Origin of the sequence: Bradyrhizobium sp. 157 (assembly GCF_023073815.1) — a bacterium.
In the GTDB taxonomy this organism is placed as follows: Bacteria; Pseudomonadota; Alphaproteobacteria; order Rhizobiales; family Xanthobacteraceae; genus Bradyrhizobium.
In genome coordinates this window covers 87,101-102,191 of sequence record NZ_JADPKF010000092.1, presented here as the reverse complement: position 1 = coordinate 102,191, position 15,091 = coordinate 87,101, and the positions used below count along the sequence as shown (strand labels likewise).

The window sequence follows — 15,091 nt, the reverse complement described above, 5'->3', positions numbered from 1 at the left end:
TCAATGGCCGCTTCTCGAGGCCGTATACATGACCGCTCCCCGATCCGTTGCCGAAGCACCAAAAAGCCCTTGCCGAGAGGGGGCCGTCCATACATGACGTGGATAGGCCGCAGCGTACTGGGTCGCCCGGTCGAGCCGGCGATGACAGCGGAGGACTCAGGGACGACGGGGCAAGACCAACGATCCGGCGTCGTGATGCGCCGATCGGAATCCAAATGACGGGGGAAGAGCCCGGTTTTTTTCAACTTCCATTCTACTTTAGATAGCAATGACTTATTTTCGACGCAGGAAAAGCCAAGAGAAGAACGGATATCGCGGTATCCGCCAACGAGATAAAAACACGGCAGGGAAGGATAAAAGTGGGTGAACTTCTGGGCTCTATCGTTTTTTCTTTGATTGTAATTGCTCTAATCGCCGGCGCATGGACCTGGATTTCGACGCTGTTCAGAAAAGGGGTCATGGCGCTGCTCGGTTTCGATGCGCTCTGCGTCCAGCAGTTCGAGACTGTCCTGCTCTATCGGAACGGGCGTTTTGAAAAGGCCCTGGCACCCGGCCGGCACCGGATCCGCGCCGGCAGCCGCCAACTGGCGCGGATCGATCTGCGGCCCGAGGTGTTTCGGTTCACGCAAGGGGCGGTCTCCGCGGACCGCTTTGCGATCAACCTCGTCTATGTCGCGCGCACCCAGATCGTCGACCCCCGGGCCGCTTTCGAAAGCACGCAGAATTACCGGGACGAGGTCTGCATACGCCTGCAGTCGGTCGTGAAGGCGGTGTGCAGCCGAAAGCCGCGCCTCGAAATTCAGATGGACCACCAGAGCTTTGGCAACAGCGTCCAGAAGGCCGCCAGCCAGGTGCTTCGCTCGATCGGTTGCGAATGCCTGACGTTCGAGCTGCTGCAGGTCGATTCCGCGGGGCCGATCGCGGAATTGGAGAACAGGCGCATGGGATTTGCGGCGCACCACAGCATGATGAAGGAAGCCTGAATCAATGTGATCCGGTGCCCGTAGAGAGATTGCCCATGCTGCGCCGGTGCCGATTTGGAAACAATTATCCTATGCTGGCGCGCATTCGCTGTTGCGCGACGCCGGCCACGTCGCCGGGACCGCGCGCAGCTCGTCTGCACAAGCCGAATGGCTCGGGGATTGCGAGAATTGGCGACAATGCCCAACTCTCTCCTATCGTCATTCATCCGGACATCCGCGACATGAGCCAGACCAAACTGTTCGAGCCCCTCAAGCTTGGCCCGATTGCGCTGCCCAACCGCCTTGTGATGGCGCCGCTGACCCGCAACCGCGCGGTGCCTCCGGGCATGGTGCCGAGCCCGCTTGCGATCGACTATTATGGCCAGCGCGCCTCCGCCGGATTGCTCATCACCGAAGCGAGCCAGGTTTCGCAGCAAGGCCAGGGCTATCAGGATACGCCGGGCATCTATTCGAAAGAGCAGGTCGAGGGCTGGCGCAAGGTCACCGACCGCGTGCATGAAAAAGGCGGGCGCATCTTCATCCAGATTTGGCACGTCGGCCGCATCTCGCACACCACGCTACAGCCCGGCGGCGGTAAGCCGGTGGCGCCGTCGGCGATCCGAGCCAAGGGCAAGACGTTTGTGGGCGGCACCTTCACCGAGATATCCGAACCGCGCGCGCTGGAGCTGTCGGAAATTCCAGGGATCATCGACGACTTCAAGCGCGGCACCGAGAACGCGCTGGCCGCCGGCTTTGATGGCGTCGAGATCCACGGCGCCAATGGCTATCTGCTCGACCAGTTCGCCAAGGACGGCACCAACAAGCGCACCGATGCTTACGGCGGATCGATCGAGAACCGCGCAAAACTGATGCTGGAAGTGTCGCGGGCGGTGGCCGCGATCGCCGGCCCCGAGCGCACCGGCATCCGCATTTCGCCGGTGACGCCGGCTAATGACGTCTCCGATTCTAATCCACAGCCGCTGTTCGATCACATCGTGGATGGACTCGACGTGCTGAAGCTGAGCTACATCCACGTCATCGAAGGCGCGACCGGCGGCCCGCGCGATATCGCGCCGTTCGATTACGCGTCCTTGCGTAAGCGCTTTGGCGGAGCCTATGTCGCCAACAACGGCTACGGCTTCGACCTCGCGACAAAAGTGCTCGAGGCCGGCGCCGCCGACCTGATCGCGTTCGGAAAGCCGTTCATCTCGAACCCCGATCTGGTCGAGCGGCTGAAGAAGGGCGCGCCGCTGAATGAATGGGACAAGGCGACATTCTACGGCGGCGGCGCGAAGGGATACACGGACTATCCGACGCTGGCGGCGCAAGCGGCGGAGTGAGGCTGCTAAGCTTTCTCTCCGTCATTGCGAGGAGCGAAGCGACGAAGCAATCCATGCTTCAGCAAGCGGCGAGATGGATTGCTTCGCTTCGCTCGCAATGACAAAAGAAAAAGGCCGGGATCGCTCCCGGCCTTTGGTTTTGTTCGTGGATGGCCGGGTCAAGCCCGGCCATGACATCTACGATGTCACTTCGCCTCCGCCCGCTTCGGGGGCGTAGCCGGCCACGACTTGATCAGCGCGTCGTAGTCGACCGTCTCGCCCTTCGGCTTTTCGTTCGCCAGCTTGCGCTGCGGCGCGATGGTCTTGTCTTTCTCGGCCTTGGCGAACCAGAACTCGGCGGTCTCTTTCTTGTTCAGCTTCGGCCCGCACTCTTTCTGCACGCCACTCTTCTCGAGACGTTCGAGCACCGAGTCCTGGGCTGCGGCCAGCGCGTCCATCGCAGCTTGCGGCGTCTTTGCACCGGACGACGCATCGCCGATGTTCTGCCACCATAATTGCGCAAGCTTCGGATAGTCAGGCACGTTGTTGCCGGTGGGCGTCCACTGCACGCGGGCGGGCGAGCGGTAGAACTCGATCAGGCCGCCGAGCTTCGGCGCGCGCTCGGTGAACGACTTGTCCCAGATGTCGGATTCACGCACAAACGTGAGGCCGACATGGCTCTTCTTCAAGCTGACCGTCTTGGAGTTGATGAACTGCAGATAGAGCCAGGCCGCCTTGCGGCGATCCGGCGGGGTCGACTTCAGCAGCGTCGCGGAGCCGGCGTCCTGGTAGCCGAGCTTCATGCCCTCTTTCCAGTACGAGCCGTGCGGCGACGGCGCCATGCGCCACTTCGGCGTGCCGTCCGCGTTCACGACCGGGATACCGGGCTTCACCATGTCGGCGGTGAAGGCGGTGTACCAGAAGATCTGCTGGGCGATGTTGCCCTGCGCCGGTACCGGACCTGCTTCGGAGAAGGTCATGCCTTGCGCTTGGGGCGGAGCATACTTCTTCATCCAGTCGAGGTATTTGGTGATCGAATAGACCGCCGCCGGGCCGTTGGTGTCGCCGCCGCGCTCGACCGACGAGCCGACCGGACGGCAGCCTTCCATGCGGATGCCCCACTCATCGACCGGCAGGCCGTTCGGGATGCCCTTGTCGCCGTTGCCGGCCATCGACAGCCAGGCGTCGGTGAACCGCCAGCCGAGCGAGGGATCCTTCTTGCCATAGTCCATGTGGCCATAGACCTTGACGCCGTTGATCTCCTTGATGTCGTTGGTGAAGAACTCGGCGATGTCTTCATAGGCGGACCAGTTCACGGGAACGCCGAGCTCGTAGCCATACTTCGCCTTGAACTTGGCTTTGTATTCCGGATTGGAGAACCAGTCGTAGCGGAACCAATAGAGGTTCGCGAACTGCTGGTCGGGCAACTGATAGAGCTTGCCGTCCGGACCCGTGGTGAAGGATTTGCCGATGAAGTCGTTGACATCGAGCTGCGGATTGGTGACGTCCTTGCCCTCGCCGGTCATGTAGTCCGACAGGATCACGGTTTGGCCGTAGCGGACGTGGGTGCCGATCAGGTCCGAATCGTTGATCCAGCCGTCATAGACGTTCTTGCCGGACTGCATCTGGGTCTGCAGCTTTTCGACGACATCGCCTTCCTGGATCAGGTCGTGCTTGACCTTGATGCCGGTGATCTCGGTGAAAGCTTTCGCCAGCGTCCGCGATTCATATTCGTGCGTCGTGATCGTTTCCGACACGACGTTGATTTCCATGCCCTTGAAGGGCTCGGCGGCCTTGGCGAACCACTGCAGCTCCTTCATCTGCTCCTCCTTCGACAATGTCGAAGGCTGGAATTCGCTGTCGATCCACCTTTGATTGACGGCGTCGTCGGCACGCACAGGTGCGGCAATGGTCACGGATGCGGCGATCAGCGCGGCCGCGCTGGTCATCGTCAGAAAGCTCTCCTTGGTCAAGCGTCGCATATTGGATCCTCCGGTTGCAGCGACAAACACATATTCAGGCCCGGGTTGATCCCGGATCTGTCTTTTTCCGCCGTTTCAGACCGTGCGAAAGATCGCAACGGCCGAGACGAGCGAAATCAGGGTTGCGAGCCACAGGCTCGAAATCTCAACGCCCTCCCCGATCGGCAGAGTAGCGATCGGATCGGGGCCGACGAAGGCGATCCACAGCAAATGAATGACGGCGGCAAGCACCAGCGAAATGAACAGCCGATCGCCGCGCGTGGTCGGAATGCGCAGGATGCCGACGCGCTCGGCTTCAGGATACGCTATCCCAAGCCATGTCATCACGCCGAGCGTCAGCGCCAGCATCACGAAGAAGATCGCGGTCGGCAGCGTCCAGGCCATCCATGCGATGTTTTCCATCTGCGCCCCCTACACCCGGCCGAGCGCAAAACCGCGCGCGATGTAGTTGCGGACGAACCAGATCACGAGCGCGCCGGGGATGATGGTGAGCACGCCGGCTGCCGCCAGTAGCCCCCAATCCATGCCCGCGGCTGAGACCGTGCGGGTCATGATCGCGGAGATCGGCTTGGCGTTGACCGATGTCAGCGTGCGCGCCAGCAAGAGTTCGACCCAGGAGAACATGAAGCAGAAGAACGCGGCGACGCCGATGCCGCTCGCGATCAGCGGCACCAGGATCTTGACGAAGAAGCGCGGGAACGAATAGCCGTCGAGGAATGCGGTCTCGTCGATCTCGCGCGGCACGCCCGAGACGAAGCCTTCGAGAATCCACACCGCCAGCGGCACATTGAAGATGCAGTGCGCCAGCGCGACCGCCCAGGGCGTATCGAACAGGTTGAGTGCCGAATAGAGATTGAAGAACGGCAGCGCGAACACCGCGGCCGGTGCCATGCGATTCGACAACAGCCAGAAGAACAAATGTTTGTCGCCGAGGAAACGATAGCGCGAGAAGCCATAGGCGGCCGGCAACGCCACCGCGATCGAGATCACGGTGTTGATCAGCACATAGGTCAGTGAGTTGATGTAGCCGGAATACCAGCTCTCGTCGGTGAAGATGCGCTTGTAATTTTCCAGCGTCGGCTGGTGCGGCCACAGCGTCATCGTGGTGACGATCTCGGCATTGGTCTTGAAGCTCATGTTGACGAGCCAGTAGATCGGCAACAGCAGGAAAATCAAAAACAGCGAGATGATGAGACGGCGGCCGGGAATCGAATGCATCAGGCGCCTCCCTGCTTGGCGGGACGCTCGGCCCCGGCATTGGTCATGACGGTGTAGAACACCCAGCACACGATCAGGATGATCAGATTGTAGACGAGCGAGAGAGCGGCAGCCTTGCCGAGGTCGAACTGTCCGAGCGCGATCTTGACCAGCTCAATCGAGACGAAGGTGGTCGAGTTGCCCGGACCGCCGCCGGTCACGACGAACGGCTCGGTGTAGATCATAAAACTGTCCATGAACCGCAGCAGCACGGCGATCAGCAGCACGCGGTTCATCTTCGGCAATTGGATCGCCTTGAACACCGCCCAGCGCGAAGCGCCGTCGATCTGCGCCGCCTGATAGTAAGCGTCGGGAATCGACTTCAAGCCAGCGTAGCAAAGCAGCGCGACCAGGCTGGTCCAGTGCCAGACGTCCATGACGATGACGGTGGCCCAGGCGTCGAACTCGTTGGAGACGTAATTGTAGTCGAAGCCCAGACTGTTGAGCGTATAGCCGAGCAGGCCGATATCGGGCCGGCCAAAAATCTGCCAGATCGTTCCGACGACGTTCCACGGAATGAGCAGCGGCAGCGCCAGGATGACGAGACATACGGCGACGGTCCAGCCCTCACGCGGCATCGACAGCGCCACCACGATGCCGAGCGGCACCTCGATCGCCAGGATGATGGCCGAGAACAAGAGATTACGGCCGAGCGAGGCCAGGAAGCGGCCGCCGAGATCGGTCGAGGGATCCAGCAACTCCTTGAACCAGCCGACGCCGTTCCAGAAGAACTGGTTATTGCCGAACGTGTCCTGCATCGAATAGTTCACGACCGTCATCAGCGGCAGAATCGCGGAGAACGCGACCACCGCGAATACCGGCAGCACCAGAAACCAGGCTTTTTGGTTGACGATCTTGTCCATCAGGCAACCCCCTCGACCAGACGGCTGTCGGCATAGACGTGAACATGCGCGGGATCGAACACCAGCCCGACCATGTTGTCGGGCACGGAGAACCCGGGCGGCACGCGCGCGGCAAACTTGGCATCGCCGATACGAACGCGGGCGAAGCGGGCGCGACCGAGGTCGTCGATCCGTTCGATGGTTGCAGATAAAAGGCCGGACGCGGGAGCTGCGATATTGACGAACTCCGGCCGCACGCCGATCTCGATCTTCGCATCCGCCGGCAGGACGCCGTAATTGCGATGCAGGCCGATGATATGGCCGTCGATGCGGGCTTCGTGTCCGCTCACCACAGCCGGAACGATGTTCATGCCGGGCGAACCGATGAAGTAACCCACGAACGTATGCGCGGGCTTGTCGAACAATTCGGCCGGCGTGCCGCTCTGCACCACGCGGCCGTCATGCATGACCACCACCGTGTCGGCAAAGGTCAGTGCCTCGGTCTGGTCGTGCGTAACGTAAATCATCGTGAGATCGAGCTCGCGGTGCAGCGCCTTCAACTTCGAGCGCAACTGCCATTTCAGCTCGGGGTCGATCACCGTCAGCGGCTCGTCGAACAACACGGCGGCGACGTCGGAGCGGACGAGGCCGCGACCGAGCGAAATCTTCTGCTTGGCGTCCGCGGTCAGGCGCGTCGCCTTGCGGTCGAGATAGAACGTCAGATCGAGGAGATCGGCGATCTGCCTCACCCGCGCCTCGACCTCGGCCTTCGGCACGCCGCGATTCCTGAGCGGGAATGCGAGGTTCTGCCCGACCGTCATCGTGTCGTAGATCACCGGAAACTGGAACACCTGCGCGATATTGCGCTTCTGGGTTGACAGCGGCGTGATATCGGCGCCGTCGAACAGGATTTTTCCGCGCGACGGCGTGACGATACCGGAGATCAGGTTGAGCAGCGTGGTCTTGCCGCAGCCGGAGGGGCCGAGCAGCGCGTAAGCCCCGCCCTGCCGCCAGGTCATGGTCACCGGCTTCAACGCAAAGGATTCGGGCGCAGCGTCATTGCCGCCGTAGGAATGCGCGAGATCGACGAGGTCAATGCGGGCCATATCGCATCTCCCTCACATGCTTTTCTTTGTTGACGCGTTTTCAAGCGAACCACCACGCGCTTCGCCTGAAAACGCGACGGCTGGCGCTGCGACCAGGCGGTCGGCGGCGTCGAACACGAAGACGTTGTCGGGATCGAGCACGGCATCGAGCGTCTGGCCGGGCTCGTATTCATGCACGCCCGGCAGCACCGCAACCCAGTTGGAAGCGTCGCGGCTGAGATGCACGAAACTTTCCGAGCCGGTGATCTCGGTCACGGTGACGGTGGCGTGGAAGGCGTGGCGGCCGGCGATGCCGTTCGCCACTTCAAGCTGGTGGGCGCGGAAGCCGACGCGATAGGGGCCGTCGGAAAGCTGCGCATAGAGCCCAGTGGCCGGCGCCTGGATGCCGCCGGCATATTGCACCGACCCGTTTTTCTTCTCGAGACCGACGATGTTGAGCGGCGGATCTGAGAATACCTGTGCGACGCGCAGCGTGTCGGGACGGCGATAGACTTGCGATGTATTGCCGGCCTGAAGCACCTGGCCTTCCCACATGCACACCGTGTTGCCGCCGAGCAGCAGCGCCTCCGAGGGCTCGGTGGTGGCGTAAACGAAGATCGCGCCCGACGCCTCGAAGATACGCGGCAGTTCGGTGCGCAGCTCCTCTCGGAGCTTGTAATCGAGATTGGCGAGTGGCTCATCGAGCAGCACGAGGTCGGCGCCCTTGACCAGCGCACGCGCGATCGCGGTGCGCTGCTGCTGACCGCCGGAAAGCTGCAGCGGCGTGCGTTTTAGATAGGGCTCGAGCCGCAGTAGTTTCGCGGCGTCCTGCACGCGGTGGTCGATCTCCTCCCGCGGCCTGCCCTGCACGCGTAGCGGCGAGGCGATGTTCTCATAGACCGTCAGCGAGGGATAATTGATGAATTGCTGATAGACCATCGCAACCGAGCGCTGCCGCACGTCGGCGCCGGTGACGTCCTTGCTGTCGACCAGCACGCGGCCGGTCGTGGGCTTGTCGAGACCGGCGAGCAGTCGCATGATCGAGGTCTTGCCGGACAGCGTCGGTCCCAGCAGCACGCTCAGCGTGCCGCGCTCGAGCGTCAGCGAAACATCGCGGATAGTCGGGATGCCGTCCACGGTGCGCGTGACATGCTCGAGCGTGACGCTCATGACCGCCCTCCCGCTTCACGCAAGGGACGTTCACCGGAGCCGCTGTTGGCTTTGATCCATTCGTCGAGCACGGCAATTTCGTCCGCCGACAACCGTAATCCGAGCTTGGACCTGCGCCACACGACGTCTTCGGCGGTGCAGGCCCATTCGTTCGCAATCAGGTACCTGACCTCGCTTTCCGTCAACGTAGCGCCGAACGCCTGGCCGAGATCGGCAAAAGATTTCGCGTTGCCGAGCAACTTTGTCGCGCGCGTGCCGTAGGCATGCGCCAGCCGGTTGGCATGCGTCGGGGTGACGAACGGATATTTTTGCGTCAGTTCCGCGGCCAGCGCGCCGAGCGCCGAAACGCCGATGTCGCCACCGGGAAGCGGCGACTTGCCGGTCCAGCCTTCCTTTTCCTTTGCGCTGTGCAGATAGGGCGCAAGCCGTTCCAGCGCTTCTTCGGCGAGCCGCCGGTAGGTCGTGATCTTGCCGCCATAGATCGAGAGCAGCGGCGCGCCGCCGGGCGTATCGAGTTCGAACACGTAGTCGCGGGTCGCCGCTTTCGCTTCGCTGGCGCCATCGTCATAGAGCGGGCGAACGCCGGAATAGGTCCAGACCACATCCGCAGGCAGCACAGTTTTTTTCAGGTACTCGCTGGCGGAGGCGCAGAGATACTGGATCTCCTCCGGCGAGGCCTTCACCTTGGCGGGGTCGCCATCGTAATCGCGATCGGTGGTGCCGATCAGCGTGAAATCGTCCTGGTAGGGGATGACGAAGATGATGCGGCCGTCGGCATTCTGGAACATGTAGGCACGGTCGTGCTCATAGAGCTTGCGCACCACGATGTGGGAGCCTTGCACCAGCCGCACTTTTGCCCGCGCGTTGACGCCTGAGCCCAACGACAGCACCTGCTCGACCCAGGGGCCGCCGGCATTGACCAGCGCGCGCGCCTGGATGGTAGTGCGCCCGCCGCTGATGGCCTTCTCGACGGTCACGTGCCAGATGCCGTCCACCTGCCGTATCTCGACCGCGCGCGACCGGGTGTGAATTTCGGCGCCGCGATCGGCCGCGTCCCGCGCCGTGAGCACGACCAGGCGCGCGTCATCGACGAAGCAGTCGGAATATTCGAAGCCTTTTCGGTAGCGGTTGGCGATCAAGGGTTTGCCTACCTCGTCATGGAGGAGATTGACCGAGCGCGTCGGCGGCAGCAGATGCCGGCCACCGATATGGTCGTACAAGAACAACCCTAACCTGAGCAGCCAAGCCGGCCGCAAGCCGGCGTGGTGCGGCAAAACGAAACGCAAAGGTCTGATAATGTGGGGCGCGATCTGCCAGAGGATTTCGCGCTCGATCAGCGCCTCGCGGACCAGGCGGAACTCGTAATATTCGAGATAGCGTAAGCCCCCGTGCACGAGCTTGGTCGACCAGGACGACGTTCCACTGGCCAAGTCGTTCATTTCACAAAGGAAAACGGAATTGCCCCGGCCCGCGGCATCGCGCGCGATGCCGCAGCCATTGATGCCGCCTCCGATAATGGCGAGGTCGAATATCCGATCCAACGAAACGCTTCCCCCGGCAATCGCCTCTTCACTTCGGCGATTTTGCTTTCGTATGGGAGTTAATCACAAAGAAAAACGAAAGCAAGCTGAAAGCGGGGAACCGGGTCTCCCTACTTGAGAGTAAGGCCAGACTTGACCGCACAGGTCCGCGCCACGTGCGGCAGACCGCGGCGCATTGGTCTCGGCATCAGCCCGCGGCCATGGCCTCGACTTCGAGAAGCCACGCTTCGTCGAAGATTCCAGCGATAACCACCGTCAGCGCTGTTTCCCGTCCACCAAGTACCTCGTTTCGCACGGAGCGATTGAGAAGGGCGTACCGCCGGTCGGCAAGGTAGGTTCGGTGCATGACCAGATTGTCGAGTGTCATGCCGGCTGCCTTGAGCTGAGCCTCGACATTTCGCCAGGCGAGCCTGCACTGCGCTTCAAACCCCTCAGGCAAAGTGCCATCGATGCCGAGCGGGATCTGGCCACTTACAAAAAGAAGACGCGTGTGACCGCTGACCTCAAGCGCCTGGCTGTAGCCCGTCGCCGGAACGGTTACTGTTTCGGCATTGATGCGGCGGATGTGCATTTGGTTTCTCCTGTCCTCGAAACATCACCTCGTGCACCGCTGCACCCGTCGCGCACAAACCATTTTTCCTAGACAGTTGAGTTAGATTTTCTAATCTGCGCGCGCCTAACGCCTATGGATGGAATCCTAGTGAGCTACAGACTGCCTCCACTCAACGGACTGCGAGCCTTCGAGGCTGCCGGCCGCCATCTCAGCTTCAAACTGGCTGCGCAGGAGCTTTCGGTAACACCGGGCGCCGTCAGCCAGCAGATCAAGCATCTGGAGCAGATCTTGGGAGTTCCGCTGTTTCAGCGCATGCCGCGCGGCCTCACCCTCACCGGCCATGGCGAGGCAATGCTGCCCACCATCAGCGATGCGTTCGAACGCATGTCGGCGGCAGCGGATGCTGTCGCGCGCACACTGCCGACGAAGGCGTTAAGGCTTGGTATCTCTCCGAACCTCACTGATGACCCGCAGGCACTGTTGGCGAAACTGACGGACGCCGATCAAACGCCGGACTATGTTCGCATTAGCTCGACCGATGATGTCGCTGATCTCTTGAGCGGCGCGCTGGATGCCATCTTGCGCCCGGGGCCCGGCCCCTACCCCGGAATGCATGCGGAAGTGCTGGATCTGCACCGGGCATTCTCGCCGCATTCGCAGGCGTCTCTTGTCGTTTGGCCTGGCCTCGCCAAGTGTCGGGAGTTCCTGAAAACGAGGTCGCTGCTCGGCTCGCTCGGATAATCGCGCGCTACTTCAGCCGCACCACGGTCGAAGCCGGTTCGCCGCCGGAATCGTCGATATCCGCCGCCGGCTTCTCCATCGCCTGGACCACCTCGATGCCGCGGTGGCTGCAGATGCCGGCAAGCCCCGCCGGCAACAGCGCCTCAGTCACACAGGTCTGGATCTGGTAAGCTGAGCGATACGCAGCGACGCATTGCGGCGGAGATTTGTAGAATCCGCGACGAGCATGACAATGAAAGCAAGACGAAAACGAGGAGCATACCGGGATCATTTGGCCGGCACAGAAGCCGAGTAGGCCCGTCGCGGCAGTGGCCCGCCGCTCACGACGTAAACACCGGCCGAGATCGAGGCGATAGCAATCCAGTCCAACGTCACCGGCCATTCCCCGAGAATCGGAATAGCCATCACCGCCGTCATGACTGGAGATAGTGCGGCAAAGGCGGCCCCGCTTGAGGCGCCCAGCAGACTGACAGCGCGTCCATAAAAAACCAGTGAAACAATTGCTGTCAGAACACCCTGGACAAATGCCTGAAGAGCAACGTCACCCCACGATGCCCTACCGAGGCTTGTGCCCTCCGCAAGAAAGTAGACGGGGACATAGAGCATCAAGGCGCCGACCGCGGCGATGCCTGCAGCATGCAATCCATCAAGCCGCGCCCGCCGCATTGCCACCGTGTAGCAGGCCCAGGCAAACGCGGACGCGAGGAACAGCGCGTGTCCCGTCGTCTGCCTCGGATCTATCGCCCCGGCCGTGCCCCATGCGATGCCGGCGATGCCCATCATGATCAGCGCAAAACCGATCTTTTTCGCGCCCGTGAACGCCTCGTGCAGGAAGGCCGCAGCCAGAACCGCGACCGCCAGCGGCATCACTCCGGGAAACAGGGCGCCGGCATGGGCTGCAGGGGCGAACAGCAGACCTGTGTTGGCGAGCAGCACGGGAGCGCCACCGCCAAGCACGATTGCCGCCAATCCGATCAAGCCCAAGCGTTCGAACGCGAGACCCTTCTGCAGGACATAAGGCAGCAGGAGCACGCCGGCCACGACGAAACGAAGCGCAGCGATGTCCCACGGCGTAAGACTCGTCTTTAGCCCGAGCCGAGCCACAACGATCCAACCCGACCAGATACTTACGGCCGCGAGCCCGTAGAGAGCCCCGCGAACGTAATTCCCGGGCACGCGCCGATCGGCGGCCAACTCGGACATGATCTACTTCCATTAAGATCGCAGGAATGATAACCTGAATATAGTATTTTAACGGTTACGCCAAAGCGAACCACCGAACAAGGACGAGATGAACAACCGCGGCGATGGTTTTGAATGGAGTGGTGGACATCCAGCCCTCGACTTCGTGAATACGCTGGATGAGCGGCCCTCTGACGAGCCGATCGAAAATCTTGCGACTTACCATGACCTGGTACGGTTCGCTGAATTGGCTGGACTTATCGAGCCACCGATTGCTAAGCCGCTGCTGCGGCTGCTTGGTCCGGCGCCTGGTCGCCTCGTGAAACGCGCCCGCAGGCTTCGCGAGCACCTTCACGACATCCTGGCAGCGAAAATCTCTGGACGGCCGGGGCGGCAGCCAGACCTGGACGCCCTCTCTGCCGCGATCAAGGCCGCCCACGCAGCCCGGACGCTGGTCGCTTCGCGGGCCGGCGGGTTGGTCAGATACCGCTGGTGTTCGCCGCGGACACCCGAAATTCCGCTGCATGCCTGCGCGCTGGCGATCGAATCTCTACTGGTCGACGAGGAGTGCACGAGAATCCGAAAATGCGCTGCCGCTGATTGCGATGTCTACTACCTCGACACGAGCAAGAGTCAGCGCCGGCAATGGTGCAGCATGAACGGGTGCGGCAATCGCGAAAAACAGCGGCGACGACGCGCCGTGGCCAGAAACTAGCGCAAGCGGATAGGCGTTGCGGTCGTGGCCGCGGTAGGCTCGGTAGCAGGCTCGTCGATGTCCGCGGCCGGCTTTTCCATCGCCTCGACCACCTCGATGCCGCGGTGGCTGCAGATGCTGGCAAGACCCGCCGGCAACGGCGCATCAGTCACAAATGTCTGGATCTGGCTGAGATGAGCGATGCGCACCGGCGCGCTGCGGCGGAGTTTTGTGGAATCCGCGACCAGCATGACGCTGCGCGCATTGGCGATGATCGCTTGCGCGGCCTGCACTTCCCGATAATCGAAGTCGAGCAATGCGCCCTCCTCGTCGATCGCCGACGCCCCGATGATGGCGTAATCGACCTTGAACTGGCCGATCAGGCTGATCGCGGTCGAGCCGATCACGGCGCCGTCGGCGCGGCGCACGGCTCCTCCAGCCACGATCACCTCGATGCGCGGATGCCGGTACAACAGCATCGCGACATTGAGATTGTTGGTGATGACCAGCAAATCTTCATGCGAGGTCAGCGCGCTCGCGACTTCTTCGGTCGTGGTACCGATGTTGATGAACAGCGAGCAGCCGTTCGGAATCCGCGACGCCGCGGCGATGCCGATCGCCCGTTTCTCCTCCGCCGCCACGAAACGCCGCGCCTCGTAGGCGAGGTTTTCCACGCCGGAGGCAATGATGGCGCCGCCATGGATGCGGGTCAGCGAGCGCTGATCGCAGAGGTCATTGAGATCCTTGCGGATAGTCTGCGCCGAAACCTCGAACCGCTTGGCGAGGTCTTCCACCATCACCCGACCAAACGCGCGGGCGATGTTGAGGATTTCAGTCTGACGGTGGGACAATCCGGCCACGGCTGGCTCCCTCGCGATATGGACTTGGGGCACAAAGTTGCCGTTATGGTGCGGCTGATTGGGGTCGCGGTCAACGAGGTAGATAGGCCGCGGAGGCGTTTGGCAGAGCGAAACAACGAACCTGGTTAGGGCCCCGAAGCCATGCGAGCCACGTCATGCGCGACCGCTCGACAAAGCAATTTGTGGCTGCAACACTGCCATCACAACTAAAAACGAATGGAGGAAACCATGAACATCGATCGCCGTCAGCTAGCTTTGCCTGTACTCGCACTGGGTCTCATGGGCGTGATCCCCGCTTTTGCCGGCGCGGACGAGGATGCCATCGCGAAGAATGTCGAAGTCTTCCGTGCAGCGCAGGCGGCCGGCGATGCCGAAGGGATCGCCCCGCTCTGCGCGGAAGAACTCAGCTACAGCCACTCCAGCGGAGCTGTCGACGACAAGGCGGCCCTGCTGGCGGGCGTCAAGAATGCGAAATACAAATGGACCTCGCTTGAATACAAGAACCCCACCATCCGTGTCGTCGGCCCGGCCGCCATCGTGCGCTTCAATTTTGTTGGCGAGCAGGAATTTGCGGCCGACGGAAAAAAGGTTCCGCAGAACCTGCACGTCCTGATGAACTGGCAGAAACAGGGTTCGGACTGGAAGCTGCTGTCGCGGTCGGCCACCAAGCTCTGACCGCCGGAAGCCCGGCGCTGGCGGTTACGCCGCCAGCGTCATCCCGCTGACGAGACGGTAGGCTGCACGCTCGGCCTCGCGCGCGTTGCGAAATATCTGTCCTTCCAGCCGGTTGAAACGATGCGAGGCGGCGAAGAACCGATAGCCGCCGGGAGCGCGCACGATGATCCCTGCCGGCTGCGAGCCGACTTCGATGATGTAGGTGTCCGACATGGCCCAGCCTCAGAT

At 62.0% G+C, this 15,091-nt stretch carries 17 protein-coding genes; 5 read left to right on the top strand and 12 right to left on the bottom strand.

Annotated features, from left to right (window positions below; genetic code table 11):
• Nucleotides 1-458: 458 nt before the first annotated feature.
• Nucleotides 459-983, top strand: a complete 525-nt coding sequence (locus IVA95_RS30055; protein ID WP_247513783.1) for an SPFH domain-containing protein — start codon at nucleotides 459-461, stop codon at nucleotides 981-983.
• 221 nt (nucleotides 984-1,204) lie between these two features.
• On the top strand, nucleotides 1,205-2,302 hold the full coding sequence (locus tag IVA95_RS30050; RefSeq protein WP_247513782.1) for an alkene reductase: 1,098 nt from the start codon (nucleotides 1,205-1,207) through the stop codon (nucleotides 2,300-2,302).
• A gap of 185 nt (nucleotides 2,303-2,487) precedes the next feature.
• On the opposite strand, the gene IVA95_RS30045 is transcribed toward IVA95_RS30050, so the two are convergent.
• From IVA95_RS30045 to IVA95_RS30010, 8 genes are all read right to left on the bottom strand, one after another.
• The gene (locus IVA95_RS30045) at nucleotides 2,488-4,230 is read right to left on the bottom strand and encodes an ABC transporter substrate-binding protein (RefSeq protein WP_247513789.1); all 1,743 of its coding nucleotides are present in this window, start codon (nucleotides 4,228-4,230) and stop codon (nucleotides 2,488-2,490) included.
• Between the two features lie 108 nt (nucleotides 4,231-4,338).
• Nucleotides 4,339-4,665, bottom strand: a complete 327-nt coding sequence (locus IVA95_RS30040; protein ID WP_247513781.1) for a DUF2160 domain-containing protein — start codon at nucleotides 4,663-4,665, stop codon at nucleotides 4,339-4,341.
• A gap of 9 nt (nucleotides 4,666-4,674) precedes the next feature.
• Nucleotides 4,675-5,481 carry a carbohydrate ABC transporter permease gene (locus tag IVA95_RS30035; RefSeq protein ID WP_213249068.1) on the bottom strand — a complete coding sequence of 269 codons (807 nt, stop codon included), beginning with the start codon at nucleotides 5,479-5,481 and terminating at the stop codon, nucleotides 4,675-4,677.
• Complete coding sequence (locus IVA95_RS30030; RefSeq protein ID WP_065743369.1) at nucleotides 5,481-6,383, bottom strand: sugar ABC transporter permease; 903 nt, start codon at nucleotides 6,381-6,383, stop codon at nucleotides 5,481-5,483. Before IVA95_RS30030 ends, IVA95_RS30035 begins: the two co-directional genes overlap by 1 nt.
• Nucleotides 6,383-7,468: an ABC transporter ATP-binding protein gene (locus tag IVA95_RS30025; protein ID WP_247513780.1), complete on the bottom strand. Its 1,086-nt coding sequence runs from the start codon at nucleotides 7,466-7,468 to the stop codon at nucleotides 6,383-6,385. The genes IVA95_RS30030 and IVA95_RS30025 overlap by 1 nt, the downstream gene beginning before the upstream one ends.
• 12 nt (nucleotides 7,469-7,480) lie before the next feature.
• Nucleotides 7,481-8,617: an ABC transporter ATP-binding protein gene (locus tag IVA95_RS30020; protein ID WP_247513779.1), complete on the bottom strand. Its 1,137-nt coding sequence runs from the start codon at nucleotides 8,615-8,617 to the stop codon at nucleotides 7,481-7,483.
• Entirely contained in the window at nucleotides 8,614-10,158 is a 1,545-nt protein-coding gene (gene glpD, locus IVA95_RS30015; protein WP_247513778.1) for a glycerol-3-phosphate dehydrogenase, read from the bottom strand. Before glpD ends, IVA95_RS30020 begins: the two co-directional genes overlap by 4 nt.
• A 187-nt stretch (nucleotides 10,159-10,345) precedes the next feature.
• Nucleotides 10,346-10,729, bottom strand: coding sequence for a RidA family protein (locus IVA95_RS30010; protein ID WP_247513777.1), 384 nt, complete (start codon nucleotides 10,727-10,729; stop codon nucleotides 10,346-10,348).
• 129 nt (nucleotides 10,730-10,858) lie between these two features.
• Between IVA95_RS30010 and IVA95_RS38945 the strand changes: the two genes are divergently transcribed.
• A complete protein-coding gene (locus IVA95_RS38945) occupies nucleotides 10,859-11,452 on the top strand; it encodes a LysR family transcriptional regulator (protein ID WP_346658076.1) in 594 nt (197 codons plus the stop codon).
• A gap of 7 nt (nucleotides 11,453-11,459) precedes the next feature.
• On the opposite strand, the gene IVA95_RS30000 is transcribed toward IVA95_RS38945, so the two are convergent.
• Both IVA95_RS30000 and IVA95_RS29995 read right to left on the bottom strand, forming a co-directional pair.
• Nucleotides 11,460-11,603, bottom strand: a complete 144-nt coding sequence (locus IVA95_RS30000) for a hypothetical protein (RefSeq protein ID WP_247513776.1) — start codon at nucleotides 11,601-11,603, stop codon at nucleotides 11,460-11,462.
• Between the two features lie 116 nt (nucleotides 11,604-11,719).
• The gene (locus IVA95_RS29995) at nucleotides 11,720-12,655 is read right to left on the bottom strand and encodes a DMT family transporter (protein WP_247513775.1); all 936 of its coding nucleotides are present in this window, start codon (nucleotides 12,653-12,655) and stop codon (nucleotides 11,720-11,722) included.
• Between the two features lie 88 nt (nucleotides 12,656-12,743).
• Here IVA95_RS29995 and IVA95_RS29990 point away from each other — a divergent pair, with 88 nt between their 5' ends.
• Nucleotides 12,744-13,349 carry an ABATE domain-containing protein gene (locus IVA95_RS29990; RefSeq protein ID WP_247513773.1) on the top strand — a complete coding sequence of 202 codons (606 nt, stop codon included), beginning with the start codon at nucleotides 12,744-12,746 and terminating at the stop codon, nucleotides 13,347-13,349.
• On the opposite strand, the gene IVA95_RS29985 is transcribed toward IVA95_RS29990, so the two are convergent.
• The gene (locus IVA95_RS29985; RefSeq protein WP_213249086.1) at nucleotides 13,346-14,188 is read right to left on the bottom strand and encodes a DeoR/GlpR family DNA-binding transcription regulator; all 843 of its coding nucleotides are present in this window, start codon (nucleotides 14,186-14,188) and stop codon (nucleotides 13,346-13,348) included. The genes IVA95_RS29990 and IVA95_RS29985 overlap by 4 nt on opposite strands.
• 228 nt (nucleotides 14,189-14,416) lie before the next feature.
• On the opposite strand from IVA95_RS29985, the gene IVA95_RS29980 reads away from it, so the two are divergent.
• On the top strand, nucleotides 14,417-14,863 hold the full coding sequence (locus IVA95_RS29980) for a nuclear transport factor 2 family protein (RefSeq protein ID WP_247513772.1): 447 nt from the start codon (nucleotides 14,417-14,419) through the stop codon (nucleotides 14,861-14,863).
• 24 nt (nucleotides 14,864-14,887) lie between these two features.
• Here IVA95_RS29980 and IVA95_RS29975 read toward each other — a convergent pair whose 3' ends face one another.
• Entirely contained in the window at nucleotides 14,888-15,076 is a 189-nt protein-coding gene (locus IVA95_RS29975) for a hypothetical protein (RefSeq protein ID WP_057844059.1), read from the bottom strand.
• Nucleotides 15,077-15,091: the final 15 nt, after the last annotated feature.

Bases quoted from the DNA above. Each gene is read 5' to 3' on its own strand.
- IVA95_RS30055 (WP_247513783.1), top strand. From the start codon at position 459: ATGGCGCTGCTCGGTTTCGATGCGCTCTGCGTCCAGCAGTTCGAGACT.
- IVA95_RS30050 (WP_247513782.1), top strand. From the start codon at position 1,205: ATGAGCCAGACCAAACTGTTCGAGCCCCTCAAGCTTGGCCCGATTGCG.
- IVA95_RS30045 (WP_247513789.1), bottom strand. From the start codon at position 4,230: ATGACCAGCGCGGCCGCGCTGATCGCCGCATCCGTGACCATTGCCGCA.
- IVA95_RS30040 (WP_247513781.1), bottom strand. From the start codon at position 4,665: ATGGAAAACATCGCATGGATGGCCTGGACGCTGCCGACCGCGATCTTC.
- IVA95_RS30035 (WP_213249068.1), bottom strand. From the start codon at position 5,481: ATGCATTCGATTCCCGGCCGCCGTCTCATCATCTCGCTGTTTTTGATT.
- IVA95_RS30030 (WP_065743369.1), bottom strand. From the start codon at position 6,383: ATGGACAAGATCGTCAACCAAAAAGCCTGGTTTCTGGTGCTGCCGGTA.
- IVA95_RS30025 (WP_247513780.1), bottom strand. From the start codon at position 7,468: ATGGCCCGCATTGACCTCGTCGATCTCGCGCATTCCTACGGCGGCAAT.
- IVA95_RS30020 (WP_247513779.1), bottom strand. From the start codon at position 8,617: ATGAGCGTCACGCTCGAGCATGTCACGCGCACCGTGGACGGCATCCCG.
- IVA95_RS30010 (WP_247513777.1), bottom strand. From the start codon at position 10,729: ATGCACATCCGCCGCATCAATGCCGAAACAGTAACCGTTCCGGCGACG.
- IVA95_RS29995 (WP_247513775.1), bottom strand. From the start codon at position 12,655: ATGTCCGAGTTGGCCGCCGATCGGCGCGTGCCCGGGAATTACGTTCGC.
- IVA95_RS29990 (WP_247513773.1), top strand. From the start codon at position 12,744: ATGAACAACCGCGGCGATGGTTTTGAATGGAGTGGTGGACATCCAGCC.
- IVA95_RS29980 (WP_247513772.1), top strand. From the start codon at position 14,417: ATGAACATCGATCGCCGTCAGCTAGCTTTGCCTGTACTCGCACTGGGT.
- IVA95_RS29975 (WP_057844059.1), bottom strand. From the start codon at position 15,076: ATGTCGGACACCTACATCATCGAAGTCGGCTCGCAGCCGGCAGGGATC.